22 protein-coding genes and 4 tRNA genes are annotated in these 19,272 nt (G+C 66.7%); 16 read left to right on the forward strand and 10 right to left on the reverse strand.

What is annotated here, in order from left to right; genetic code table 11:
* Positions 1 to 24: 24 nt before the first annotated feature.
* The 3 genes from ACNO8X_RS00090 to ACNO8X_RS00100 all read left to right on the forward strand — a co-directional run bounded on the left by ACNO8X_RS00090 (position 25) and on the right by ACNO8X_RS00100 (position 3,997).
* Positions 25 to 669, forward strand: coding sequence for a hypothetical protein (locus ACNO8X_RS00090; protein WP_418003628.1), 645 nt, complete (start codon positions 25 to 27; stop codon positions 667 to 669).
* Between the two features lie 143 nt (positions 670 to 812).
* Complete coding sequence (locus ACNO8X_RS00095; RefSeq protein ID WP_418003629.1) at positions 813 to 3,323, forward strand: cellulase family glycosylhydrolase; 2,511 nt, start codon at positions 813 to 815, stop codon at positions 3,321 to 3,323.
* 26 nt (positions 3,324 to 3,349) lie between these two features.
* Positions 3,350 to 3,997 (forward strand): pyridoxamine 5'-phosphate oxidase family protein, encoded by a 648-nt coding sequence (locus ACNO8X_RS00100; protein WP_418003630.1) that lies wholly within the window; start codon positions 3,350 to 3,352, stop codon positions 3,995 to 3,997.
* On the opposite strand, the gene ACNO8X_RS00105 is transcribed toward ACNO8X_RS00100, so the two are convergent.
* Positions 3,955 to 4,983: a hypothetical protein gene (locus ACNO8X_RS00105; protein WP_418003631.1), complete on the reverse strand. Its 1,029-nt coding sequence runs from the start codon at positions 4,981 to 4,983 to the stop codon at positions 3,955 to 3,957. The genes ACNO8X_RS00100 and ACNO8X_RS00105 overlap by 43 nt on opposite strands.
* 62 nt (positions 4,984 to 5,045) lie before the next feature.
* A complete protein-coding gene (locus ACNO8X_RS00110; RefSeq protein ID WP_418003632.1) occupies positions 5,046 to 5,306 on the reverse strand; it encodes a hypothetical protein in 261 nt (86 codons plus the stop codon).
* Positions 5,307 to 5,435: 129 nt separating this feature from the next.
* Between ACNO8X_RS00110 and ACNO8X_RS00115 the strand changes: the two genes are divergently transcribed.
* The 7 genes from ACNO8X_RS00115 (at position 5,436) to ACNO8X_RS00145 (ending at position 9,544) form a co-directional block, all read left to right on the forward strand.
* Entirely contained in the window at positions 5,436 to 5,564 is a 129-nt protein-coding gene (locus tag ACNO8X_RS00115) for a hypothetical protein (RefSeq protein ID WP_418003633.1), read from the forward strand.
* The gene (locus ACNO8X_RS00120; RefSeq protein ID WP_418003634.1) at positions 5,561 to 5,800 is read left to right on the forward strand and encodes a hypothetical protein; all 240 of its coding nucleotides are present in this window, start codon (positions 5,561 to 5,563) and stop codon (positions 5,798 to 5,800) included. Before ACNO8X_RS00115 ends, ACNO8X_RS00120 begins: the two co-directional genes overlap by 4 nt.
* Positions 5,797 to 6,345, forward strand: coding sequence for a hypothetical protein (locus ACNO8X_RS00125; protein WP_418003635.1), 549 nt, complete (start codon positions 5,797 to 5,799; stop codon positions 6,343 to 6,345). The genes ACNO8X_RS00120 and ACNO8X_RS00125 overlap by 4 nt, the downstream gene beginning before the upstream one ends.
* A 221-nt stretch (positions 6,346 to 6,566) precedes the next feature.
* Entirely contained in the window at positions 6,567 to 6,851 is a 285-nt protein-coding gene (locus tag ACNO8X_RS00130; protein ID WP_418003636.1) for a hypothetical protein, read from the forward strand.
* Positions 6,852 to 6,855: 4 nt separating this feature from the next.
* Positions 6,856 to 8,070 (forward strand): hypothetical protein, encoded by a 1,215-nt coding sequence (locus ACNO8X_RS00135; RefSeq protein WP_418003637.1) that lies wholly within the window; start codon positions 6,856 to 6,858, stop codon positions 8,068 to 8,070.
* 36 nt (positions 8,071 to 8,106) lie between these two features.
* Entirely contained in the window at positions 8,107 to 8,478 is a 372-nt protein-coding gene (locus tag ACNO8X_RS00140; protein WP_418003638.1) for a hypothetical protein, read from the forward strand.
* 157 nt (positions 8,479 to 8,635) lie between these two features.
* Positions 8,636 to 9,544 carry a hypothetical protein gene (locus tag ACNO8X_RS00145; RefSeq protein WP_418003639.1) on the forward strand — a complete coding sequence of 303 codons (909 nt, stop codon included), beginning with the start codon at positions 8,636 to 8,638 and terminating at the stop codon, positions 9,542 to 9,544.
* Positions 9,545 to 9,613: 69 nt separating this feature from the next.
* Here ACNO8X_RS00145 and ACNO8X_RS00150 read toward each other — a convergent pair.
* The 3 genes from ACNO8X_RS00150 to ACNO8X_RS00160 all read right to left on the reverse strand — a co-directional run bounded on the left by ACNO8X_RS00150 (position 9,614) and on the right by ACNO8X_RS00160 (position 9,896).
* Positions 9,614 to 9,687, reverse strand: a tRNA-Phe gene (locus ACNO8X_RS00150).
* A gap of 25 nt (positions 9,688 to 9,712) precedes the next feature.
* Positions 9,713 to 9,789: transfer RNA gene (locus ACNO8X_RS00155), tRNA-Asp, on the reverse strand.
* 34 nt (positions 9,790 to 9,823) lie between these two features.
* Positions 9,824 to 9,896: transfer RNA gene (locus ACNO8X_RS00160), tRNA-Glu, on the reverse strand.
* 164 nt (positions 9,897 to 10,060) lie between these two features.
* Between ACNO8X_RS00160 and ACNO8X_RS00165 the strand changes: the two genes are divergently transcribed.
* Together ACNO8X_RS00165 and ACNO8X_RS00170 are read left to right on the forward strand one after the other, a co-directional pair.
* Positions 10,061 to 10,136: transfer RNA gene (locus ACNO8X_RS00165), tRNA-Lys, on the forward strand.
* A 51-nt stretch (positions 10,137 to 10,187) separates the two neighbouring features.
* The gene (locus ACNO8X_RS00170; protein ID WP_418003640.1) at positions 10,188 to 10,646 is read left to right on the forward strand and encodes a PaaI family thioesterase; all 459 of its coding nucleotides are present in this window, start codon (positions 10,188 to 10,190) and stop codon (positions 10,644 to 10,646) included.
* An 11-nt stretch (positions 10,647 to 10,657) separates the two neighbouring features.
* On the opposite strand, the gene ACNO8X_RS00175 is transcribed toward ACNO8X_RS00170, so the two are convergent.
* Positions 10,658 to 11,380 (reverse strand): MerR family transcriptional regulator, encoded by a 723-nt coding sequence (locus ACNO8X_RS00175; protein ID WP_418003641.1) that lies wholly within the window; start codon positions 11,378 to 11,380, stop codon positions 10,658 to 10,660.
* Between the two features lie 80 nt (positions 11,381 to 11,460).
* On the opposite strand from ACNO8X_RS00175, the gene ACNO8X_RS00180 reads away from it, so the two are divergent.
* From ACNO8X_RS00180 to ACNO8X_RS00190, 3 genes are read left to right on the forward strand one after another with little or no spacing between them, the layout of a single operon-like run.
* Complete coding sequence (locus ACNO8X_RS00180; protein WP_418003642.1) at positions 11,461 to 12,252, forward strand: SDR family NAD(P)-dependent oxidoreductase; 792 nt, start codon at positions 11,461 to 11,463, stop codon at positions 12,250 to 12,252.
* A gap of 33 nt (positions 12,253 to 12,285) precedes the next feature.
* Entirely contained in the window at positions 12,286 to 13,275 is a 990-nt protein-coding gene (locus tag ACNO8X_RS00185; protein ID WP_418003643.1) for an SDR family NAD(P)-dependent oxidoreductase, read from the forward strand.
* Positions 13,276 to 13,287: 12 nt separating this feature from the next.
* On the forward strand, positions 13,288 to 14,910 hold the full coding sequence (locus tag ACNO8X_RS00190; RefSeq protein WP_418003644.1) for an AMP-binding protein: 1,623 nt from the start codon (positions 13,288 to 13,290) through the stop codon (positions 14,908 to 14,910).
* A 2-nt stretch (positions 14,911 to 14,912) separates the two neighbouring features.
* On the opposite strand, the gene ACNO8X_RS00195 is transcribed toward ACNO8X_RS00190, so the two are convergent.
* The 4 genes from ACNO8X_RS00195 to ACNO8X_RS00210 form a co-directional block, all read right to left on the reverse strand.
* Positions 14,913 to 16,199 (reverse strand): PE-PPE domain-containing protein, encoded by a 1,287-nt coding sequence (locus tag ACNO8X_RS00195; RefSeq protein WP_418003645.1) that lies wholly within the window; start codon positions 16,197 to 16,199, stop codon positions 14,913 to 14,915.
* 186 nt (positions 16,200 to 16,385) lie between these two features.
* Positions 16,386 to 17,045, reverse strand: a complete 660-nt coding sequence (locus ACNO8X_RS00200) for a cation transporter (RefSeq protein ID WP_418003646.1) — start codon at positions 17,043 to 17,045, stop codon at positions 16,386 to 16,388.
* A complete protein-coding gene (locus ACNO8X_RS00205; RefSeq protein ID WP_418003647.1) occupies positions 17,042 to 17,383 on the reverse strand; it encodes an ArsR/SmtB family transcription factor in 342 nt (113 codons plus the stop codon). Before ACNO8X_RS00205 ends, ACNO8X_RS00200 begins: the two co-directional genes overlap by 4 nt.
* A 113-nt stretch (positions 17,384 to 17,496) precedes the next feature.
* Positions 17,497 to 18,507: an oxygenase MpaB family protein gene (locus ACNO8X_RS00210; RefSeq protein ID WP_418003648.1), complete on the reverse strand. Its 1,011-nt coding sequence runs from the start codon at positions 18,505 to 18,507 to the stop codon at positions 17,497 to 17,499.
* Between the two features lie 63 nt (positions 18,508 to 18,570).
* Here ACNO8X_RS00210 and ACNO8X_RS00215 point away from each other — a divergent pair, with 63 nt between their 5' ends.
* The gene (locus ACNO8X_RS00215; protein ID WP_418003649.1) at positions 18,571 to 19,158 is read left to right on the forward strand and encodes a TetR/AcrR family transcriptional regulator; all 588 of its coding nucleotides are present in this window, start codon (positions 18,571 to 18,573) and stop codon (positions 19,156 to 19,158) included.
* Positions 19,159 to 19,272: the final 114 nt, after the last annotated feature.

A 19,272-nucleotide genomic window follows, 5' to 3' on the forward strand; every position in this document is an offset into this window, starting at 1 on the left:
GGCGTTTTCCTTGCGGCGGCGGCGATGACGCAGACTGACGTCGCATCAGCTGATCCCGTACCCACGCCGGTTCCTGCGCCTGCACCTGCCCTGCCACCGGCCCCGGTGACACCGGACGGACCCGGCGGGAACATCGCGATCCCAATCGCCGGCGCCAACCTGGGTCCGCAGGGCCTCAACGTCCTGGGCCAGGCCAACGGGGACAGCCCCTTGGCCGCCGCCCTGGGCGCACCGTCGGACCTTTCCGGTCTGGACCGCGGCTCCGTCCTCGGCCAGTACGCCGTGCCCTCGGCTCCTGGCCAGGGTGGTCCGGTCACGGCCCCGAATCTGCGGGCGTTCAACAACGCCTACGGAACGCCGCAGTGCCTCAAGCCGTCGGCACCCGGCAAGTGCGAGCAATTCGGGGTGGACGCCGGCCAGGAGTCCGAAGATGTGACAGGTCGGCAGTGGCTGGGCCGGTACATCGACATGTACCGCGACGGCCGCCTCAAGGGCGGCCTGCTCGGGCAGGTGCCGCGCGAACAGCTCGGCGAATCCCTGCCCGGTACCGCTCCGCCGCCGGGCACCAACATCCCGCCGGGCCTGGTCGAGTTCCGACCGGACCCCGCCGATGTCCCGCCCCCGCCAGGGGCACCGGTGCCGCCGGTTCCTCCGGCCCCGGCCAACTGAATACCCGATTTGGGCCCGTCAACTCCGGTTGACGGGCCCAAATCGTCTGTGCCGGACCGCTCCCGACGGTCGGAGCATTCTGCAATTCAGACAGCCTCGCCAATTAGGCCGCAACACGAGCGGCCGTCACGTATACACAGACGATGACGGTAAGCGCCGGCCTGTGGGGCATCGGCGGACTGGCAGCGGCCATCATCGGGGTGGGACTCACCACCGGGACAGCCGTCGCATCGGCCGACAACGATTCCGGCCACGACGCTGCCGGTGGTCCCACCTCCTCGGCTGTCAGCTCCACCGCCCACGCCGGTGGCAACCGCACGGCCCCACACGCGAGCGGCACCCGATCCCCCGCCAGCATCAAACCCGCGACGAAGTCGGCTGGTAAGCAGTCGCCCGGAGCGGCCACATCAACCACCGGCGCCTCATCGTTGCGACCCCGCGCCACGTCGAATCCCCTTGTCACCAAGCCCAAGCCACCAGCCAGGGTTTCGGCCGTAACCCCGACCGCCACCAGCACTACGCCTGCCGCCGTCGCCGCTGCGCTCCCCTCGACAACAACCCAGAACGCCGTGCCGGCGCCACCCAACAACCCGGCCGGTTGGATGCGTGCGCTGATCTACAACCCGCTGCACACCGGCATCGAAGGCTGGATCAACAGTCCCCTCGGGCAGGGAGTCGACGGCGTCATCAACACGCTCGCCGGCACCTACGTCATCGGGAACGGCCGAACCGGCACCGCAGCCGCACCGAATGGCACGGCCGGCGGATGGCTGCTCGGCGACGGTGGAGCCGGTTGGGACAGCACCGAGGCCGCCGTCTCCGGAGGCAACGGCGGCGCCGCGGGCATGGTCGGCAACGGCGGGCGGGGCGGTACCGGCGGCTCCGGAGCGTCCGGCGGTACTGGTGGCGCCGGTGGCTTCCTGATGGGCGTTGGCGGTCGCGGCGGAAACGGCGGTGCGATGTCCGGCGGGCCCGGCGGCAAGGGCGGCCCGGGCAAAGGTCTGCTGTTCGGTGCCGGCGGCGGTGGTGGCCGAGGCGGCGACGGGGCCGACGGCGGTCGCGGCGGCAACGGCGGTTCCGGCGCCTTCATCCTGGGCATCGGCGGTGCCGGCGGAGATGCCGGAAACAGCGGCGTCGGCGCCGTGTCCACCGGGTTGCCGGCGCTGGGCGGAGCAGGCGGCAACGCGGGCCTGCTGGGCAATCACGGCTCGGTCGGTAAGTCCGGTACCGGAGCCACGCTCGTCCAGACAGGTGCCAACGGCTCCATGCTGTCCGTCACGTCCACTGGTGTCTGGTTGACCAACAGCGACGGGCAGGTCGTCCTGCTGCACGGATTCAACGAGGTGTACAAGCTCGCGCCGTACGAACCGTCAGCCAGCGGATTCAGCGAGGACGACGCTGCATTCCTGGCGGCCAACGGCTTCAATGTGGTGCGGCTGGGTGTCATCTGGGCCGGGGTCGAACCCCAACCCGGTGTGTACAACGCCGCGTACCTCCAGTCGATCCAGCAGACCGTGAACATGCTTGCCGCACATGGCATCTACACGATCATCGACATGCACCAGGACCTGTACAGCGCCTCACTCGGCGGCGAGGGCGCCCCGGAGTGGGCCACGCAGACCGGTGGACTGCCCAACCAGGGATTCGGCTTCCCCGGCAGCTACTACCTGAACCCCGCCGAAACCGCGGCGTGGGACGCATTCTGGAACAACTCGAACGCCGCCAACGGAATCGGGCTCCAGGACAACTACGCCAAGGCCTGGGAAACGGTCGCTGCCGCAATGGCCGGCAACAACAGCGTCATCGGGTACGACATCATGAACGAGCCCTTCCCGGGCACCTCCTGGCTGCCAACACTGCTGGGCAGCCCGTTCTACGCAGAACAACAGCTGACCCCGATGTACAACCAGGTGGCGGCTGCCATCCGGGCCGTGGATCCGAACACCGCGCTGTTCGTCGAGCCCGCCAACCCCGCGGTCTCCGAAATACCCGCGATCCTCGGCGCGCCGATCCAGCTGGGCACCATCGACGACACGAATGTCGTTCTGGCGTTTCATGATTACTGTGCCGGGTCGGCCACCAGCAGCATCTGCGGGTGGCTGGCGAGACAGCAGGCCAGCACCGCGAACGCCTACGGGAAGGCCAACAACGTCCCGGTATTCATGAACGAATTCGGCGCCTCCAACCTGCCATCAGATCTGAAAGCCGAAATGAGCGCCGCCGACCAATACCTCATGAGCTGGTCCGAGTGGGCCTACTCCGGTGTCGGCGACATCACCACCAGCGGCAGCACCGACGGTGAGTCCGTGGTCTACGACCCGGCCCTGCCACCGACCGGCGGCAACGTCAACACGGGCAGCCTGCAGGTGCTGGCGTCTCCGTATCCGCAGGCGGTTTCTGGAACCCCGCTCAGGCTCTCAAATACCAAGGGCACCTTCACCTTCGGCTACTCGACGGCGGAGGCGGATGGTTCAGGTAGCTTCGCAGTCGGTTCACAGAGCACCATTTCGGTGCCCGCCGTCGCCTACCCGAACGGATACACGGTCACCGTCACCGGCGGCCACGTGGTCTCAGCCGCGAACGCACCGGCTTTGGTGATCGCGTCGGACACCGACACCGGCGTCGTTCAGGTCGTGGTGACCGCCGCGCCCTGACACGCCGCGGGCGTAGCGTGACCGTTGTGTCCACCGAGCCGAACAACCACTATCACCACCTGGCATTCGGCCCCGATGCGCTGAATCGTCAGCAGCGCAACGGCAGTTATCTGGCCTATGGCCGGCACACCGAACGCGCCGACGACGGCCCGCAGCGCCTCGACGACCGCGAGCTGCTGATGATTCGGCGAGCGGACCAGTTCTGCCTGGCCACCGTCACCCCCAACGGCTGGCCCTATCTCCAATACCGCAGCGGCCCTGCCGGATTCGTCCGGCATCTGCCCGAGACCGACCGCCTGCGGTTCATCGACCTACCGGGTAACAACCAGTTCGTCACGCTGGGCAACCTGGCCGCCGACGACCGGCTGGCCATGTTCTTCGTCGATTACCCGCGGCGCAGCCGACTCAAGGTCTTCGGCCGCGGGACAGTCGTCGAGGACGGGCCGCAGCGCGAGATCGAGATCGCGGTCGAGGCCTTCGACTGGAACTGCTCGCGCTCCATCATCCCGCGCTTCGATCGCGAGTACCTGCGTGAGCTGGGTGAGGCCTATCAAGCCAAGTTCGACGGGCGAGAAGCCGAGCTGCAGGCCGAGATCAAGGCGCTCAAGGCGCGAGTGGCCGAGTTGGAAGCTCAGCCTCCCGCGAGGGCCTCCCGGAACTCCTCCGAGAGGTAGAACGGGATGAGCCGACGCCGCAGCACCGACTCCAGATAACCCCGCTCGTCGAGCAAGGCGATGACCGGAGGGCCGAAACGGAGGGCTTCTTCGATCATGTCCTCCCGCCCCACTCCGAGATCGAGCAGCAGCTCGTAAAGGCTTACCTCGCCGTACTTTTCGAAGACGTGGTCGATGCCCTCGTCGAGCAGCGACCGGAAGTAGGCGGTGTCTCGGAAGGTACGCCAGAATTCGTAGATCGGCACGACCGCGTCCTCGACGTCGGCGGCGGAGATCATCGAAACCGCCGTCGACAGTGGGCTGTCGAGGTTACTGCGCCACAGCTGGTTGACCGCCTCGGCGAGCGCGTCTTCGTCCGCATGGGTGTGGGCGAGTAGGAAACGGGCGCCACGGCGCGCCAGATCCTCTGCCCGAACCTCCAACCGTTCGACCGGTCCCTGCGGCATGCGGGCGCCGAGTCCGCCGAAGATGCGACCCAGCCGGCCGCGGGCCAACGACTTGCCACCCTGCGTGACGGATTCCGCGAGCGAGTGTTGAACCAATGTCACGCAGAATTCGGCGAACGCCTCGCTGCTCAGAAGGCGCTCCAGCACTCGCTGGGTGACTCCCATCTCGACCACCATCGCGCTGAGCTCACTGAAACGCCGCCCGTCGATGACGTCGCCGAAGCGGGTGTCCGTGGTCGCCGTGAGCCGATACAACCGCGCGGCAATCTCACTGACCAGTTCCGCGATGCCGCCTTCCACCGGCACCTGCACGGCGTACTTCGCGGCGACGTTCTTGATCATGGTGGGCGTCACCGCGTCGGACAGCGTGATCTCCGACGCCTCCGACAAGGCGTGCTCGATCTCATCGAGGACCAGGCTGTGGTAGTTCTCGCCGCGCAGCTGCTGCATGGCGAACGCCACCTGCGCATCGAGGAGACGGGCGGCGACCGGTTCGAGCTGCGACTCGAGGTCGTCGGCCGGCTCCGGGAAATTGGTCATTGCCAGCACCTTACCCAGCTGAACTCATCTGCCGCGGGTTGCAAGTTCGGGCGGCTCGACACTCAGCGACGCACCGTCGGACTGTGCCCCACACCGGACTGCGGCACCGACGTAACCATGGGCGGACGGTTCTGCCGAAAACTCAGGCAGACGCCCAAGCTGCCACCGACGCATGGCACGCCGTTGACGGTCGGTACCGGTCCACCTGATCGGTTCCCGGTGGGATCGAAAGCCGCGGCGTCGGCCGCGGCTGCGGGCGAAAGGCCGATGGCCACCGCCCCGCATGCCGCCAGGTACGTGCCCATCCGAAGGAGACCGGCCATCATCGCCACGCTTTCACCCGTTCAATGGCCAACATAGCCCTGCGCCCACGGTTAGAGGTACACCCAAATCTCCGCGGGAACCATGCCGACGATCCCCTTATCCTTGGATTTCGGGGGCAGGGGGATGCGATGGACTACATAGCGGGACAGCTGGTCTTCCTGGCCATCGTCGCGGCGCTGATCGGCGGCGTGATCTGGGCCGTGGTGGTGATGCGCAAGCCACGCCCGCAGCTTGAAGACGAAGACGACGAACTATGACTCGTTGGTCCGCAGCCGTAGCGATCGTTGTCTCGGTTGCCGGAGCTGCCGCGCTGCCGTCTGCCCCCGAGTCCGCCGCCGAACCGATGACGGTGTGTCCTCCGAACCAGTCGACGTATTGGAACGGGCAGCCCTGCTTCCCGCAGCCCTGCGTGCCCCCGTACGCGCCGGGAATCCCGCCGTGCTTCATGCCGGCGCCGCAGATCGGCCCGAACGGCGCCCCGGTATTCGGATGAGCCGCATTGAGCTTCGCGGTCGGCGCTTCGTCACGGCGCGGATCGCCCACGTCACCGGCGCGGTGTCGTGGTGGGTGTTCGTCGTCGCTCGTCTCATGACGGAGATGAATTCAGCGGCATTGAACTCCGGCCTGCCGCGGCGGTACGCCGACTACGACGAGTCGATCTTCGGAGTCGGGTTGGGACATAGCGACTTTGGCTGGACCGCATACGAGCCGCTGACCAACCATCCGCCCTCGCCGTTGAACGATGTGTTCTTCGTCGCGAACGCCATGGCGAGCGTCGCGGTCGTGGCGCTGGCCGTCACTGCGATTGCCGCCGTGGTCGAAGCGGTATCCGTCGCGAAATGGCCGGCGGGCATTGCCACGATTCTCGCGCCGATTGCCGGCGCGGCCATCATCCTCACTGCGCTCTACTACGGGACCGGATTCGGCAGTGCTCTGCAGTTGAACCTACTGACGGTGTTCGCGCTGGTGATGGTCGGCGTCGCGATTCGTGAAGTGTGGAGCCGGGTGTGGGCGCCTCGCCCGACCCGAGCTGAATGATCTCACCCGGATTGGCAGTACACCAGATGCACCGCGAGCGGCTGCTCGACTACAGGTGCGGAAACCGGCTGTGCGTCGACCTCAAAGGCACTTTTTCCTCGCAATCTCACCGGGATGCCGGCGACCAGCTGTCGGGTTACTCCCCGCCGCCGGTACTGCAATTGCCGTCGGGGACCCACCAGATCCGGCCGTATCCTTGGATCTTGGGGGAAGGGGCATCCATGTCCGATGCGCTCCGCGTCGACGCCGAAGGCCTGCAGTCGCACGCCGAGGTCTGCGATACCGCCGCCGCATCCCTCTCCGACATCACCGCACCCGCAGCGGGCGGCCACCACACCCAGTCCAGCACCTCTGCCGTCACCACTGGCCACTCGCTGATCGACAACGTCACCGCAACCCTCTCCGGCCGGGCCACCAGCACCGGGGAGACACTGCGCGCTGCGGCGACCAGCTACACGCGCAGCGACGGTGACTCTGGCCAGGCGATCTCCACCGTTCAGGTCTGAAACCTTGGCCAGCGGATCCCTGACCCGCTCGGACATCGAGGCGTGGAACACCGAGCACCTCGACGCCGCGGCAACCCACTGGACATCGACCGCTCAGGCGTGGGAGGAGCACTTCACCACCATCCACAACGGCATGACCCGGCCGGGTGGGACGACATGGGAAGGAGCCGGGGCCGACGCTGCCGCCGAGCGCTCCTGGGCGGATCTGATCACGGTTCGCGGCGCCGCCGATGCCCTGCACAACGCGAGCACCCACGCCACGAACGGGTCGGGCGACGTGGCCTGGGCGAAGCGGCAGGCCCTGAACGCGATAGCCGAGGCGGAGGAGGATGGATTCACCGTCGGCCAGGACCTCTCCGTCAAGGACACGTCCCTACCCTCCCTGCTCAGCGACGGCGAGGACCGGCAGTCAAAGGCGAAAGAACACACGCACGCGATCCAGACCGCGGTGCAGCAGCTGGTCGACGCCGACAAGCAGGTCGCCGACCGGATCCACGGTGCGCTCTCCCCGCTCAACGGGGTCACGTTCCCGGGTCTCGAAGGCCACGGGAAGCACGACCCAACGGTGCAGGCCGTGGACTACGGGTTCAAACGGGACGTACCGAAGCCTCCGCCGCCTCCTGCGGGGCCGAACGGGCAAGACATCGCCAAGGTGCTCGACCAGCTGCCGAGTGACAGCAGGCCGAACATAAAGGTGGTGCGCTCTCAGGCCGACATCGATCGGCTCTGGCAGTGGATGAAGCAGAACGGGGTGGAGAATCCGGGGCGGTACGGCGGCACCAACGGGATCTCGGTCGACCTGCCCGACGGCACATCAGTCGGAGAGCGTGCCGCGGCGCGATCCACTGGCCAGTCCGCGCTGGACGTGAACGTGCCCGGTCGGGGCTACATCAAGGTGCACATCAACCCCGACAAGGGCGCCGAGCCGAACATCCCGGCTCCGAAGGCACCGGTCGAGGCGCCGAAGGTGGCGGAACCCGAAGCGCCGCGGGCGGCACCACCGCCAGCGGCGGAAGCCGGCCCCGCCGCGAAACCGGCACCGGTCGTCGAGCCTGCACCCGCGGTGAAACCCACGCCAGGTATCGGGGGCTGGGGCGGGCCGTCCGCCGAGCCGATGGGGCCGCAACCAGTGCACCCGCCGGGCAGTATCAACCACCCGTTCCCGATCCTCGGCGAGGACAACCCGAACGAGAATCCCCGCGACTTCGAGGGGCACTGAGACGATGGTGATGACGAACACGAGGAGCACAACGCGATGACCGAGCCAGTAAGCGCAGCGCAGAACACGTTGCGCAGTGAGATCCTGGACGCCGCATCCCACGACTGGGTACCCATGATCGAGGTCGATCAGATCGTGACGCAACAGCAGCTCGCGGCGGGCAACGGCGAACGGTTCGACTTGGTGACGAGCGTGGTGCGCACGATGCTGGAAGAGGGTCTGGTCAGCGTGGGGGACCTGCCGGGCGACGGAGCCGAGACCCCGGACTGGGGTCTATCCCCTGACGCCAGCGTCGAGCGGATCCGGGGCATGTACGTCAATCGACACGGTGAGCCTGACGAGTGGCAGTACCGCATCTGGTTCGGGCTCGCTCTCGGTGGTGACGCGCGAGCCACATCCGTCGGCTGACACGGCGGCGACAAGTGGTGACGCGGTTCTCCACCGCGCAGAGGGCCGAACTGAACGACCAGAGTCACGGCAACAAACTGAGTTCGCGGGTGATGACCCGCGGTCGCGCGGGTTGACGTGTGCGTCGACCTGCCGGCCGGGCTCATACTGTGTCGACATGCCCGTCCCCTACGTGGTGCGAGCCGCACCCAACGTCGTCGAGCTGTGGTCGACGGTCCGTCTGCCGTATGAACCGCGCGGCTGGGTCCTCGAGATGCGAAACGACCTGCGCCGAGCGCTGCGTGACTCAGCCCCTCGAGCGGGTCGTGGGCTGCACGCGGTGTACAGCGCTGCGGATGACGGCGCGTTCGTCGACACCGAGAACGTCTTGCTCTACAACGTGGGCAGCGGCGCGCTCCGGCCACTGATGGCACGCTCGGTGACCTTCGAACGCGGCTACCAGTTGCCACCGCCGCCATCGCGCAGCGGACTGACCGAAGGCGCGGCCCTGCACTACCAGCGCTACTGCGAGGTACGCGACGACGCGTTCGAGTTCTGGAGACCGGGAAAGCAGTTGGCCGCGTTTACCGGCGTCCCGGTGGACTCCGTCACCGACAAACCCGCACCTGTGTGGAAGGCCATCCGGGACTTCGCGGCGCCACCAGTCGAGACAGCCACAGCGCCAACGCGATTCCTTCTCAAGCTCCACGTAACGGACACGAGGAAGGACAGGCCCGTTAGTTCGTTGGTCGACATCGTGAAGCCGACGCTGGACGGCATCATCAGCGCATATCACAGCCACGAGGGCTCTGATGGAGTCGTCGAAGTTCAGCGGCTCGAAGACGCCAGACTGGGAACGACAGAGACGCTGCGAGACCAGCTTTTCGATCGGCGATGGGCCGCTCTCGGCGGAAGGCGACTCTTGTCATCGTTCGGTAGGACAGGAGTGCAGTGGAATCCTGCCGATGACTTCTGCGTCGCGGCCCACATCACCCTCAAGGCCAACAGTTCCGTGACAGACGGCCACCGTGCCCGTTGGCGACTCTCTGCGGAGTTGACAGAGGCCCTCCCCGTACGTGAAGACTGACACCCCGAGTCTCCGCAGCAAACGCCCCAGATACGAGAAAAACCACCCGTCACCAGGTGGTTCTTGAAGTGGCCAGGGCCGGGATCGAACCGGCGACCTTCCGCTTTTCAGGCGGACGCTCGTACCAACTGAGCTACCTGGCCGGAAGGGCAAGTTGCCTCGCCGTTCTGGCGACCCTGACGGGACTCGAACCCGCGACCTCCGCCGTGACAGGGCGGCGCGCTAACCAACTGCGCCACAGGGCCTTACGCACTGCTTGCTCCGCGTTTCCGCGTTGCGTACCCCCAACGGGATTCGAACCCGTGCTACCGCCGTGAAAGGGCGGCGTCCTAGGCCACTAAACGATGGGGGCCAATCCGAATCTCTTCGGGGGCACTCTCAACGTTTCCGTTGGGAGCTTCGATAGCTTAGGGCACGACTGCCTCACGGCCCAAATCCGCACTACAGACCGCCAACCGCCACACAACCGGCCACCCCCGGAGGCGGCGGGGCGGGACGCAGTATTCTGTCTCCCACGCCCCTATAGCTCAGTCGGTAGAGCTACGGACTTTTAATCCGCAGGTCCCAGGTTCGAGCCCTGGTGGGGGCACCACAAGTCCGCGAATTCAGTAGCCGGACTAATCGCGGTGGATAGTCTTGCGACGTGACGAACACCGCCGATGCAGCCCAGCTCGAGTTCATGAACTCGATGTTCGCGACCACCATCCCGGCCGCCCATGGCCTGGGCGTCAGGATCGTTGAGGTCCGACGCGGGTTGGCCGCCACCACAGCCCCAATCACAGGTAACGGCAATCACTTTGGCGTGATGTACGCCGGCGTGTTGTTCACCGTGGCCGAGGTGCTCGGCGGGATTCTTGCCCTCACCGCATTCGACCAGAGCCAGTTCTATCCGCTGGTCAAGGACATGGCGATCCAGTACAAAGCACCGGCGAAATCCGATGTGCGGGCACAAGCCGAGATGAGCGACGAAGACATCGCGCGGATCGAGGCCGAGGCCGCACAGAACGGCAAGTCGGAGTACACCGTCGAGGCGGTCGTGACCGATGCCGAAGGCACCGTCGTCGCCACCACCAGGGCGACCTGCCAGCTCCGCCGAAAGTAAGCGCCCTCGACTTACTTGGCCGGAATCTCCAGCTCCGCCACGCGTTCCTGCACCGCCTGATTGATCGCGGCGGTGAAGCGGTCGGCCATCATCTGCGCCGCCAGTGGCCGCAGGTTCGGCACCACCTTGGCGATCCGCCCGAGGTACACGTTTGGGTCCTCGGCCTCCCGAATCCGGCTGAAGACGACGTCCGTCACCTCGTTGGCGAGGGCGTCGATGTGCTTGTCGACGACGCCGGCCAGGCGCCGGACATCCTCCGCCGGAACATTGGTGTCGCGCAGGTTCATGGCCGCGCCCAGGACCGACTGCCGGACGCTGAACGTGCCGTCATCCAGACGACGGATGGCACCCAGCGCCTCGAGCGTCTGCAGCCCCCGGCCGTCCAACGACAGACCGGCACGTTGTTCGAGTTCCCGTAGGTCCACGGTCTCGTCTTCGGCCGGGCTCCACGGTGTGAGAAGTGCCGCACGCACGGCGAGGTCGTGGGCCGTCGCGCCTTCGGGCAGCCGCGCCAGCACCTTGGTAATCGCCGCCAGGGTGTAGCCGTGCTGCTGCAGCTGCTGCACCAACTCGAGCCGAATGCGATGCGGTGCACCGTAATAGGCGAGGCGACCGCGCCGCTCGGCCGGCGGCAGCAGGCCACTCTCGTTGTAGAAGCGGATGGTCCGCACCGTCGTTCCGGTGCGCGCGGCGAGTTCGTCGATGGTGAATTCCTCGACTGTGACATCTGTCATTCCACGAAGTATAGACACCAACATTCACACTGTGCCAGTGTTACTGGCACAGTCACACGTCGACATGAAATGAGAGCCACATGACTCTGCCGAAGCCCTCAGGCACCACCGAGGTCGTCATCACTGGTGCCTCGTCCGGAATCGGAACCGAACTGGCCCGAGTGCTCGCCGCCCGCGGCTACAACCTCTTTCTGGTCGCACGTCGCCAGGACCGGCTCGACGCCCTCGCCGAGGAACTGCGCGCCGAGCACGGCGTCGGGGTGACGGTGCGGCCATGCGACCTCGCCGATGCCACCCAGCGCCAGACCCTGATCGAGGAGCTGCGCACCCGGCCCGTCGCCGGCCTGGCCAACTCCGCCGGCTTCGGCACCAGCGGCGCCTTCCACACCCTGCCCATGGATCGCGAACGCGAGCAGGTCGAGCTCAATGTTGTTGCGCTGCAGGAACTAACCCACGCTGTCCTGCCCGGCATGGTCGAGCGTGGCGCCGGCGCCGTCCTCAACGTCGCATCCGTCGTCGCATTCCAGCCCATGCCGTCGATGGCGACCTACGGAGCGTCCAAAGCGTTCGTCAACTCGTTCTCCGAAGCCGTGCACGAAGAGCTGCGCGGCACCGGCGTCTCCTGCACCTCGCTGTGCCCCGGACCGGTCCCCACCGAATGGGCCGAGGTCGCCTCGGCCCATGAGTTCAGCCTGCGACCGGCGCAGGTCTCCCCCGTCGAGGTCGCGACCCAGGCCGTCGACGGCATGCAGGCCGGCGCCCGGCAGATCGTGCCCGGCACCGTCGTGAAGCTCATGGCCATCACCGGCTCGATCACTCCCCACGCCCTGCTGCTGCCGGCGCTGCGCCTGGCCCGCCGGGCTCTGGGCTGACAACCAACCAAACTCAAGAAGGGACCCCCTGCCGTGAACCTCGCCGATATCACCGCACTGGCGACCAAGCCCGTCGCCGCTGTCGCCGCCAAGCCGCTGGCCGTCTTCGCCAGTGTCATGAATACCCCCATCAAGACCCGCCCCATCTACCTGCAGACGGTGGTCGACGCCATCACCGGCTACACCCTCGAGGACGCCGTCGCGGGCAAGATCGTCGTGATCACCGGCGCCTCGGCGGGCATCGGTGAGACCACCGCCCGTCGCATCGGCGCTGCCGGCGGCGAGGTCGTGCTGGTGGCCCGCACCCGGGAGAACCTGGACTGCGTCGCCGACGACATCCGCGCCGACGGCGGCACCGCGCACGTCTATCCCTGCGACCTGAGCGACCTCGACGCCATCGGCGCCATGGCCGACCAGGTGCTGGCCGACCTGGGCCGCGTCGACATCCTGATCAACAACGCCGGCCGCTCCATCCGCCGCTCACTGGAGCTGTCGCACGACCGGATGCACGATTACCAGCGCACCATGCAGCTCAACTACTTCGCCCCGGTCCAGCTGATCCTGAAGTTCACGCCGGGCATGCGCGAGCGCGGCTTCGGGCACATCATCAACGTGTCCTCGATCGGCGTGCAGACCAAGCTGCCGCGCTTCGGCGCCTACATCGCCAGCAAGTCGGCACTGGACGGACTGTGCGACACGTTGCAAGGTGAGACGGTGTCGGAGAACATCACCTTCACCACGGTGCACATGCCGTTGGTGCGGACCGCGATGATCGCGCCGACCAAGATGTACGACCGCTTCCCCACCCTCACCCCCGAGCAGGCCGCGGCCACGCTGTGCGACGCGATCATGCACCGCCCGCGCCGGCTGAGCCCGCCGTCGGGACAGCTCACCGCTCTCACCGACGCCCTCAGCCCGCGGCCGTTCGACATGGTGCGGAACAAGGTCTACTCGATGTTCGGTGACTCCGCCGCTGCGCAGTCAGCTCCGGCAGAGTCCACCGAACCCGTTGCGGCCGAATAGAAAAGGACTGGCATGGACCTGAACTCATTGCTTGCCGAGCCGGCCCGGCGGGCCGGCCTCGAAACCCGCGCCCTCGTGGCACTGGTGCGGGCCGGCGCCATCGGCGTCGATCTGCCGCACCGGTTGGTGCAGGTCCTGAAGGCACTCGACACCTACGGGCCGTTCGGGGCCGCGCCGCGTATCGCGGCGATCCGGCACGGCGCGTATCCGGCGATCGCCGACGAACGGGGCGAGCTGACATACGCCGAATTCGACGAGGCAGTCGACCGGATTGCCAACGCATTCCGGCAGCGACTGGCTCCCGGCGACACCGTCGGCATCCTCTGTCGCAACCACCGCGGACCGCTGATCGTGGCGTTCGCCGCGTCCCGCGCCGGGGTCAACGCGGTGTGGCTCAACACGGCGTTCTCGGCCCGCCAGGCGGCAGAGGTCGCGAACCGCGAAGGTGTCGATCTGCTGGTGCATGACGTCGAATTCACCGATCTGGTCGCCGATATCGAGGCCAGGAAAGGCACGTTCGTCGCCGACATCGACAGCGCCACTGACGATCTCGACGCACTCGCGGCCGATGCATCGCCGAAGGCGCCGCCGGCACCGGCCAAGCAGGGCCGGATCATTCTGCTGACGAGCGGCACGACGGGCACCCCCAAGGGCGCGCCGCGCGCGGAGCCGCGCAGCTTCATCCTCCCGGGTGGCCTCCTGGAACGTCTGCCCATGCGCGCTCGCGAAGCCACCATCATCGGGCCGCCGCTGTTCCACGGCACCGGGCTGCTGATCGCCATCATGACGATCGCCCTCGGCTCGAAGCTGGTGCTGCGGCGCAAGTTTGACGCCGAGCAGCTCGTGGCGGACATCGAGAAACACAGTGCGACGACGGTGTGTGTCGTGCCGGTCATGCTGCAGCGCGTACTCGGCCTCGGCGACGACACGGTCCGCAGCTACGACACCTCGAGCCTGCGCGCCATCTTCTGCGCCGGCTCCCAGTTGCCGGCCGCCGTCGCCACCGCGGCGCAGGACCTGCTCGGCGACGTGGTCTACAACCTTTACGGCTCAACCGAAGTCGCGTTGGCGACCATGGCGACACCGGCCGACGTCCGCGAAGCCCCCACCTCAGTGGGTAAGCCGATGCTTGGTTGCCGGATCAAGATCATCGACGACAACGGCAACGAGGTGCCTACGCCCGGGACCGGGCGGATATTCGTCGGCGCGGCAACACAATTCGAGGGCTACACCGGCGGCGGCACCAAAGAGTTCATCGATGGGCTGATGGCCAGTGGCGACGTCGGACACTTCGACGACAAGGGCCGGCTCTACATCGACGGCCGGGACGACGACATGATCGTCTCCGGTGGCGAGAACGTGTTCCCGGTCGAGATCGAGGAACTCCTGGTCACCCATCCCGCGATCGTCGAAGCATCCGCCATCGGAGTGGACGACGAGGAGTTCGGAAAACACCTGCGCGCCTTCGTGGTTACCGTTTCCGGCGCCGAGGTCTCGGAGGCGGATCTCAAGCAGTTCGTCAAGGACAACCTGGCCCGCTACAAGGTGCCACGTGAGGTGGTGTTCCTCGACGAGTTGCCGCGCAACCCGACCGGCAAGGTACTCAAGCGGGACCTGATCAACCGGACGGACTGAGGCTACTTCGATGGGCTGCTGTGGGCCTTGGGTTTCAGCAGCCCGCCCGTCAGCCCACTGACCAAACCGCTGACTGTTGACGTGACCGCCCCGGCGGTTTGCTTCACGAATCCGCCCGGGGTCGGCAGGCTCGGCAGACCCGCGTGCGGGGTGGCCTTGTTGCCCGCGGTCATATCGACGGGGTTCTTGACATCCGGCGCATCGGCGTTGGCGGCCACCAGCTTTGGACTCTGTGGTGGCGTCGCGGCCAGCGGCGCCGGCACGTCGCCGGCAACCGTCTGCGCACCTTGCTGCACCGCGCCGGGCAGCTGCCCGAGAGCGCTCCCGGTCTCCGCTGCCGACGGGAGCAAACCGACCGGCCGGGTCTGCCCCGGATCCTGCGGTATGGGCGAGTTGTCCTTGTAGCCGGCGTCGACCAAGACTTTCAGCGCCGGTTCGATCGGGTCGGCAATGATGTTGCCGCCCGGGATCATTCGCAGTGGCCGCAGCAGCGGCAGCCCGGACGACGTGAACGTCACGTAGGTGATGTTGCCCGAAACCGGCACGGTATCAACGATCGTGCCGTCCGGCGCAACGATGTAGTGGTAGTGCTGCGCGCCGGGTGCTACCGGCTGCAGCGCTACGTCGGGCACGGGCGCGGTTGCCTCGGCACCGTAGTCCCCGAGATAGGCGGCCAGGGTGTTGGCGTCGGCCAGCACATTGATCGGATAGGTCGGCGCGTCCGAGTTGACGTTGTATTCGTAGGCGACGTCGACGACGGGCACCGTGGTGTTGTTCGGCGTCGGGGCAGCCGACGTCAGCAGGAAGGGTGCACCGAACCAGTACGTGGTCCAGAATCCGCCGCCGGCGCGGTTGGAGTTGTTGTCGAGCACGACCAGCTTGACGTTGTCCAGCGCGGGATCGTTCCGGTCCTGCAGGATGCCCAGCGCGGTACCCGTCTGGCCGGCACCCCAGCCCGACGACAGCACGACGATGCCGCTCGGGTCATCGGCGTTGGCCGCCACCGCGTTCGCGATCCCCTGCGGTCCGGCGAGAAACGGCACCACCTGCGGCTGCCCGTACTGGCTCCAGTCTCGGTTGTAGTACTGCGATCCCGCGAAAATCTGCGCGGTGGAGTTCGCCGGCGTGATCAATGCCGCCAACGCCACCGGGGCCGAGATCACCGGGACGTGCGTCGTGGCTGTGGTGAGCACTGTCGTGACACAGGCTGCGGTCACGGTCAGCGCGGTGCCGCCGCGTGCGCATCGCCGCGTCGCGGCAAGTGAAGATTCGCGATGCTTCCCAGCCATGGGGACCCGCCGTTCGTCAGCCGCCACCCGGAGTGATCACCGGACACCTCGGGACCGTACTACGTTTCCCCACGCGGCGCATAGCAAATCCAGTAGGAACGCCAGATCGGCACATAGCAGCACATGTTCACCATATTTGGATGGAAATACTCCGCTATGGCAAATTTTTGGAAGTTCGCCGCGTAGTCAGTCGCAGCATCCGCACCCATCGGACACCGCGGCAGGCTCGCGCACGGCCGGCGCACAGCAGACGTCACCCTGCCACGCGTTGAGGCCTTCCTTCACCGCGATCCCGGCGATCACCAAGGCGGCGATCGGGTCGGCCCAGGACCAGCCAAGGACGCTGTTCACCAGCAGGCCGATCAACAGCACGGCCGACAGGTAGGTGCACAGCAGCGTCTGCTTGGAATCGGCGACCGCCGACCGTGAGCCGAGCTCACGACCCGCACGGCGCTGCGCGTACGACAGCACCGGCATCACGAGCAGGCTCACCGCTGCGAGCACGATGCCGATGATCGAGTGCTCGGCTTGCCCGAATCCCAGCAGTGCCCGAATCGCATCGACGGTTACGTAACCGGCCAACGCGAAGAACGAGTACGCGATGATGCGCAGTGCGGTCTTCTCGCGCGCTTCAGGGTCGGCCCCGGCGAACTGCCAGGCCACGGCGGCGGCCGAGGACACCTCGATCACCGAATCCAGGCCGAAGCCGACCAACGCCGCCGACGAGACGCGAGCCCCTTCCGACAGCGCGACGACAGCCTCGATGACGTTGTAGGAGATGGTCGCCGCGACCAGCCATCGGATGCGCCGCGCGAGCTGACCGCGGCGCACGTCGGTGAGCGTCATTGCCCGCACCCACAGGGCTCGCCGTCCGCGCCGACGCAGACACAGTTCGGGTCGACCGCCAGCACGAGACCCAGCAGGTCGTCCAGAGCGCGGCCGATGCGGCTGTCCGCCAGTTCGTACCGCATCCGGCGGCCTTCCGGCACGGCCACCACCAGACCGCAGCCACGCAGGCACGTCAGGTGATTGGACAGGATCTGCCGAGAGACGCCCAGCTGGTCGGCCAGATCCGACGGATAGCCAGGCGTCCCGTTCAGGCTCAACAGGATTCGCGTGCGCGTCGGGTCGGACAGGGCATGGCCGAAACGCGACAACGCGTCGGTGTGCTGCGCCGTGGTCATACGAGAAAGATACATCAACTTCTGTATTCAGAAAATGATGTATTGCGCGGCGATCGCTCCGGTAGTCGCCGCATCGGCATCGCAGACCCCTCGAGCTGCGATGCCGGCAGGTCTCAGTCGATCTTCGGGCAGTAGAAGTTGGGGCTGTCGCGGTATTCGACCGGCGGCAGATTGCGCGCGGGCGTCTGCACCAGCGGCGCGTCGACCGGCAGCCGGCCCGACGCCCGATCCACCGCCGAGCGCTTACGCGGATGCATCAGCGCCCGCTTGGGGCCGTACTTGGCGGCCAGCGTGATCACCGTGCACAGCCGGTCATGCAGCCGCTGCTGCCGGGGCGACCAGGTGTACCCCATCAACTCGCGCACCGGCTCGTCATACAGCGCCACCGTCATGAAGGTCAGGAACCGCTGCATCACCGACAGGTTCAGCTTCCACAGCCGATCCGGAACCCATTGCAGCGAAGGATGTTTGGGCATCGTCGACAAATCCATCACCGTCGTCGCGGCCCAGTTCTTCTCCAGCACATTGCGGCACATGTGGTCCCAGTACTCCTGGAATTCCTCCCAGCTCTTCGGCACCGGCCGCATGCTCATGCCGTACATGCGATACCAGGTGACATGTTCATCGAACAGCTGCCGCTTGTCGGCCTCGGTGATACCGCCACCGAACTTCTCGGCCGCCAGCAGCGTCGACTTGAAGAACGTCGCGTGCGCCCAGTAGAAGACGTCGGGATTCAGTGCGCTGTAGCGCCGCCCCTGCTTGTCCACCCCTTTGATGCCGACGTGGTAGTCGCGGACCTCGGCGCCGGTCTGCGGCGCGCGGTACCCGTCGAACACCACGCCGCCGATCGGATAGATCGACCGGAACAACCGCGGCATCCGTTCGATGAAGAAGATCGAGTGCTCCTCGACAGCGGCGCCCAACTGCGGGTGCATGTTCTGCATCGAGCCGGCCCAGGTGCCCTGAAACAGCCCGGTCCATTGGCCGAAGTACTTCCAGGTCAACGAGTCCGGCCCGAGGGGCACGGCGTCGTAGCTGCCGGGCGCAACCGGACAACCGGGTGACACAGGGGCAGAGTCGCTGGTCACGGGGCATACGTCGGAAGTATTTTGGGTCACCGGCATTCTTTCCTGGATGTCAGCGGGTATCCTGACTACACGCGTTGTCAGCCATAGCCTAGGAGTCACGTGCCTTCCGGTCAACGACAGGGCCGCTGGTCCACCGTCCCACTGGCGGACCGCCCGACACGGCGCCGCGAGGCGCTCATCGACGCCGGCATCGCCGCGCTCGGCCATGCCGCCGGCCCGGCGGCGACCGTCCGCGCGGTGTGCCGGACCGCCGGCCTCACCGAACGCTATTTCTACGAAAGCTTCACCGACCGTGACGATTTCGTCCGCGCCGTCTACGACGAGGTGTGCACGACCGCCATGGCGGCGCTGACCACGTCACAAAGCGCCCGCGACGCTGTCGAGCGGTTCGTCACGATGATGGTCGACGACCCGACCCGCGGCCGGGTGCTGCTGATCGCGCCGGCCCAGGAACCGGTGCTGACCAGGTCGGGCGCCGACTGGATGCCGAGCTTCATCGAACTGGTGCAGCACAAGATGTTCCCCGATGGCGACCCCGCCCGCCGAACCTTGGAAGCGACCAGCCTGATCGGCGCCCTCACCGCGCTGTTTACCGGATATCTGGGCGGGAAGCTGCCCGTCACCCGGGAGCAATTCGTCGATTATTGCGTCGACATGTTGCTCAGCCGGGTCCCGTCACGCCAGTAAGACAAGCAATTCCCGAGATAACAGTTCAGATTCACGAGTCCGACATGCGTCACAGCAACTTGATGTCACTACCCGACACAGATACTCTGACTGCTACCAACAGGTACAGATACA

Origin of the sequence: Mycobacterium sp. PDNC021 (genome assembly GCF_048282635.1) — a bacterium.
GTDB classification, from domain to species: domain Bacteria; phylum Actinomycetota; class Actinomycetes; order Mycobacteriales; family Mycobacteriaceae; genus Mycobacterium; species Mycobacterium llatzerense.

What these genes read in the sequence shown, in the direction of transcription:
- ACNO8X_RS00090 (WP_418003628.1), top strand. Translation starts at nt 25, where the DNA reads ATGACGCAGACTGACGTCGCATCAGCTGATCCCGTACCCACGCCGGTT.
- ACNO8X_RS00095 (WP_418003629.1), top strand. Translation starts at nt 813, where the DNA reads ATGACGGTAAGCGCCGGCCTGTGGGGCATCGGCGGACTGGCAGCGGCC.
- ACNO8X_RS00105 (WP_418003631.1), bottom strand. Translation starts at nt 4,983, where the DNA reads ATGACCAATTTCCCGGAGCCGGCCGACGACCTCGAGTCGCAGCTCGAA.
- ACNO8X_RS00110 (WP_418003632.1), bottom strand. Translation starts at nt 5,306, where the DNA reads ATGGCCGGTCTCCTTCGGATGGGCACGTACCTGGCGGCATGCGGGGCG.
- ACNO8X_RS00115 (WP_418003633.1), top strand. Translation starts at nt 5,436, where the DNA reads ATGGACTACATAGCGGGACAGCTGGTCTTCCTGGCCATCGTCGCGGCG.
- ACNO8X_RS00120 (WP_418003634.1), top strand. Translation starts at nt 5,561, where the DNA reads ATGACTCGTTGGTCCGCAGCCGTAGCGATCGTTGTCTCGGTTGCCGGA.
- ACNO8X_RS00125 (WP_418003635.1), top strand. Translation starts at nt 5,797, where the DNA reads ATGAGCCGCATTGAGCTTCGCGGTCGGCGCTTCGTCACGGCGCGGATC.
- ACNO8X_RS00130 (WP_418003636.1), top strand. Translation starts at nt 6,567, where the DNA reads ATGTCCGATGCGCTCCGCGTCGACGCCGAAGGCCTGCAGTCGCACGCC.
- ACNO8X_RS00140 (WP_418003638.1), top strand. Translation starts at nt 8,107, where the DNA reads ATGACCGAGCCAGTAAGCGCAGCGCAGAACACGTTGCGCAGTGAGATC.
- ACNO8X_RS00145 (WP_418003639.1), top strand. Translation starts at nt 8,636, where the DNA reads ATGCCCGTCCCCTACGTGGTGCGAGCCGCACCCAACGTCGTCGAGCTG.
- ACNO8X_RS00175 (WP_418003641.1), bottom strand. Translation starts at nt 11,380, where the DNA reads ATGACAGATGTCACAGTCGAGGAATTCACCATCGACGAACTCGCCGCG.
- ACNO8X_RS00180 (WP_418003642.1), top strand. Translation starts at nt 11,461, where the DNA reads ATGACTCTGCCGAAGCCCTCAGGCACCACCGAGGTCGTCATCACTGGT.
- ACNO8X_RS00190 (WP_418003644.1), top strand. Translation starts at nt 13,288, where the DNA reads ATGGACCTGAACTCATTGCTTGCCGAGCCGGCCCGGCGGGCCGGCCTC.
- ACNO8X_RS00195 (WP_418003645.1), bottom strand. Translation starts at nt 16,199, where the DNA reads ATGGCTGGGAAGCATCGCGAATCTTCACTTGCCGCGACGCGGCGATGC.
- ACNO8X_RS00200 (WP_418003646.1), bottom strand. Translation starts at nt 17,045, where the DNA reads ATGACGCTCACCGACGTGCGCCGCGGTCAGCTCGCGCGGCGCATCCGA.
- ACNO8X_RS00205 (WP_418003647.1), bottom strand. Translation starts at nt 17,383, where the DNA reads ATGACCACGGCGCAGCACACCGACGCGTTGTCGCGTTTCGGCCATGCC.
- ACNO8X_RS00210 (WP_418003648.1), bottom strand. Translation starts at nt 18,507, where the DNA reads ATGCCGGTGACCCAAAATACTTCCGACGTATGCCCCGTGACCAGCGAC.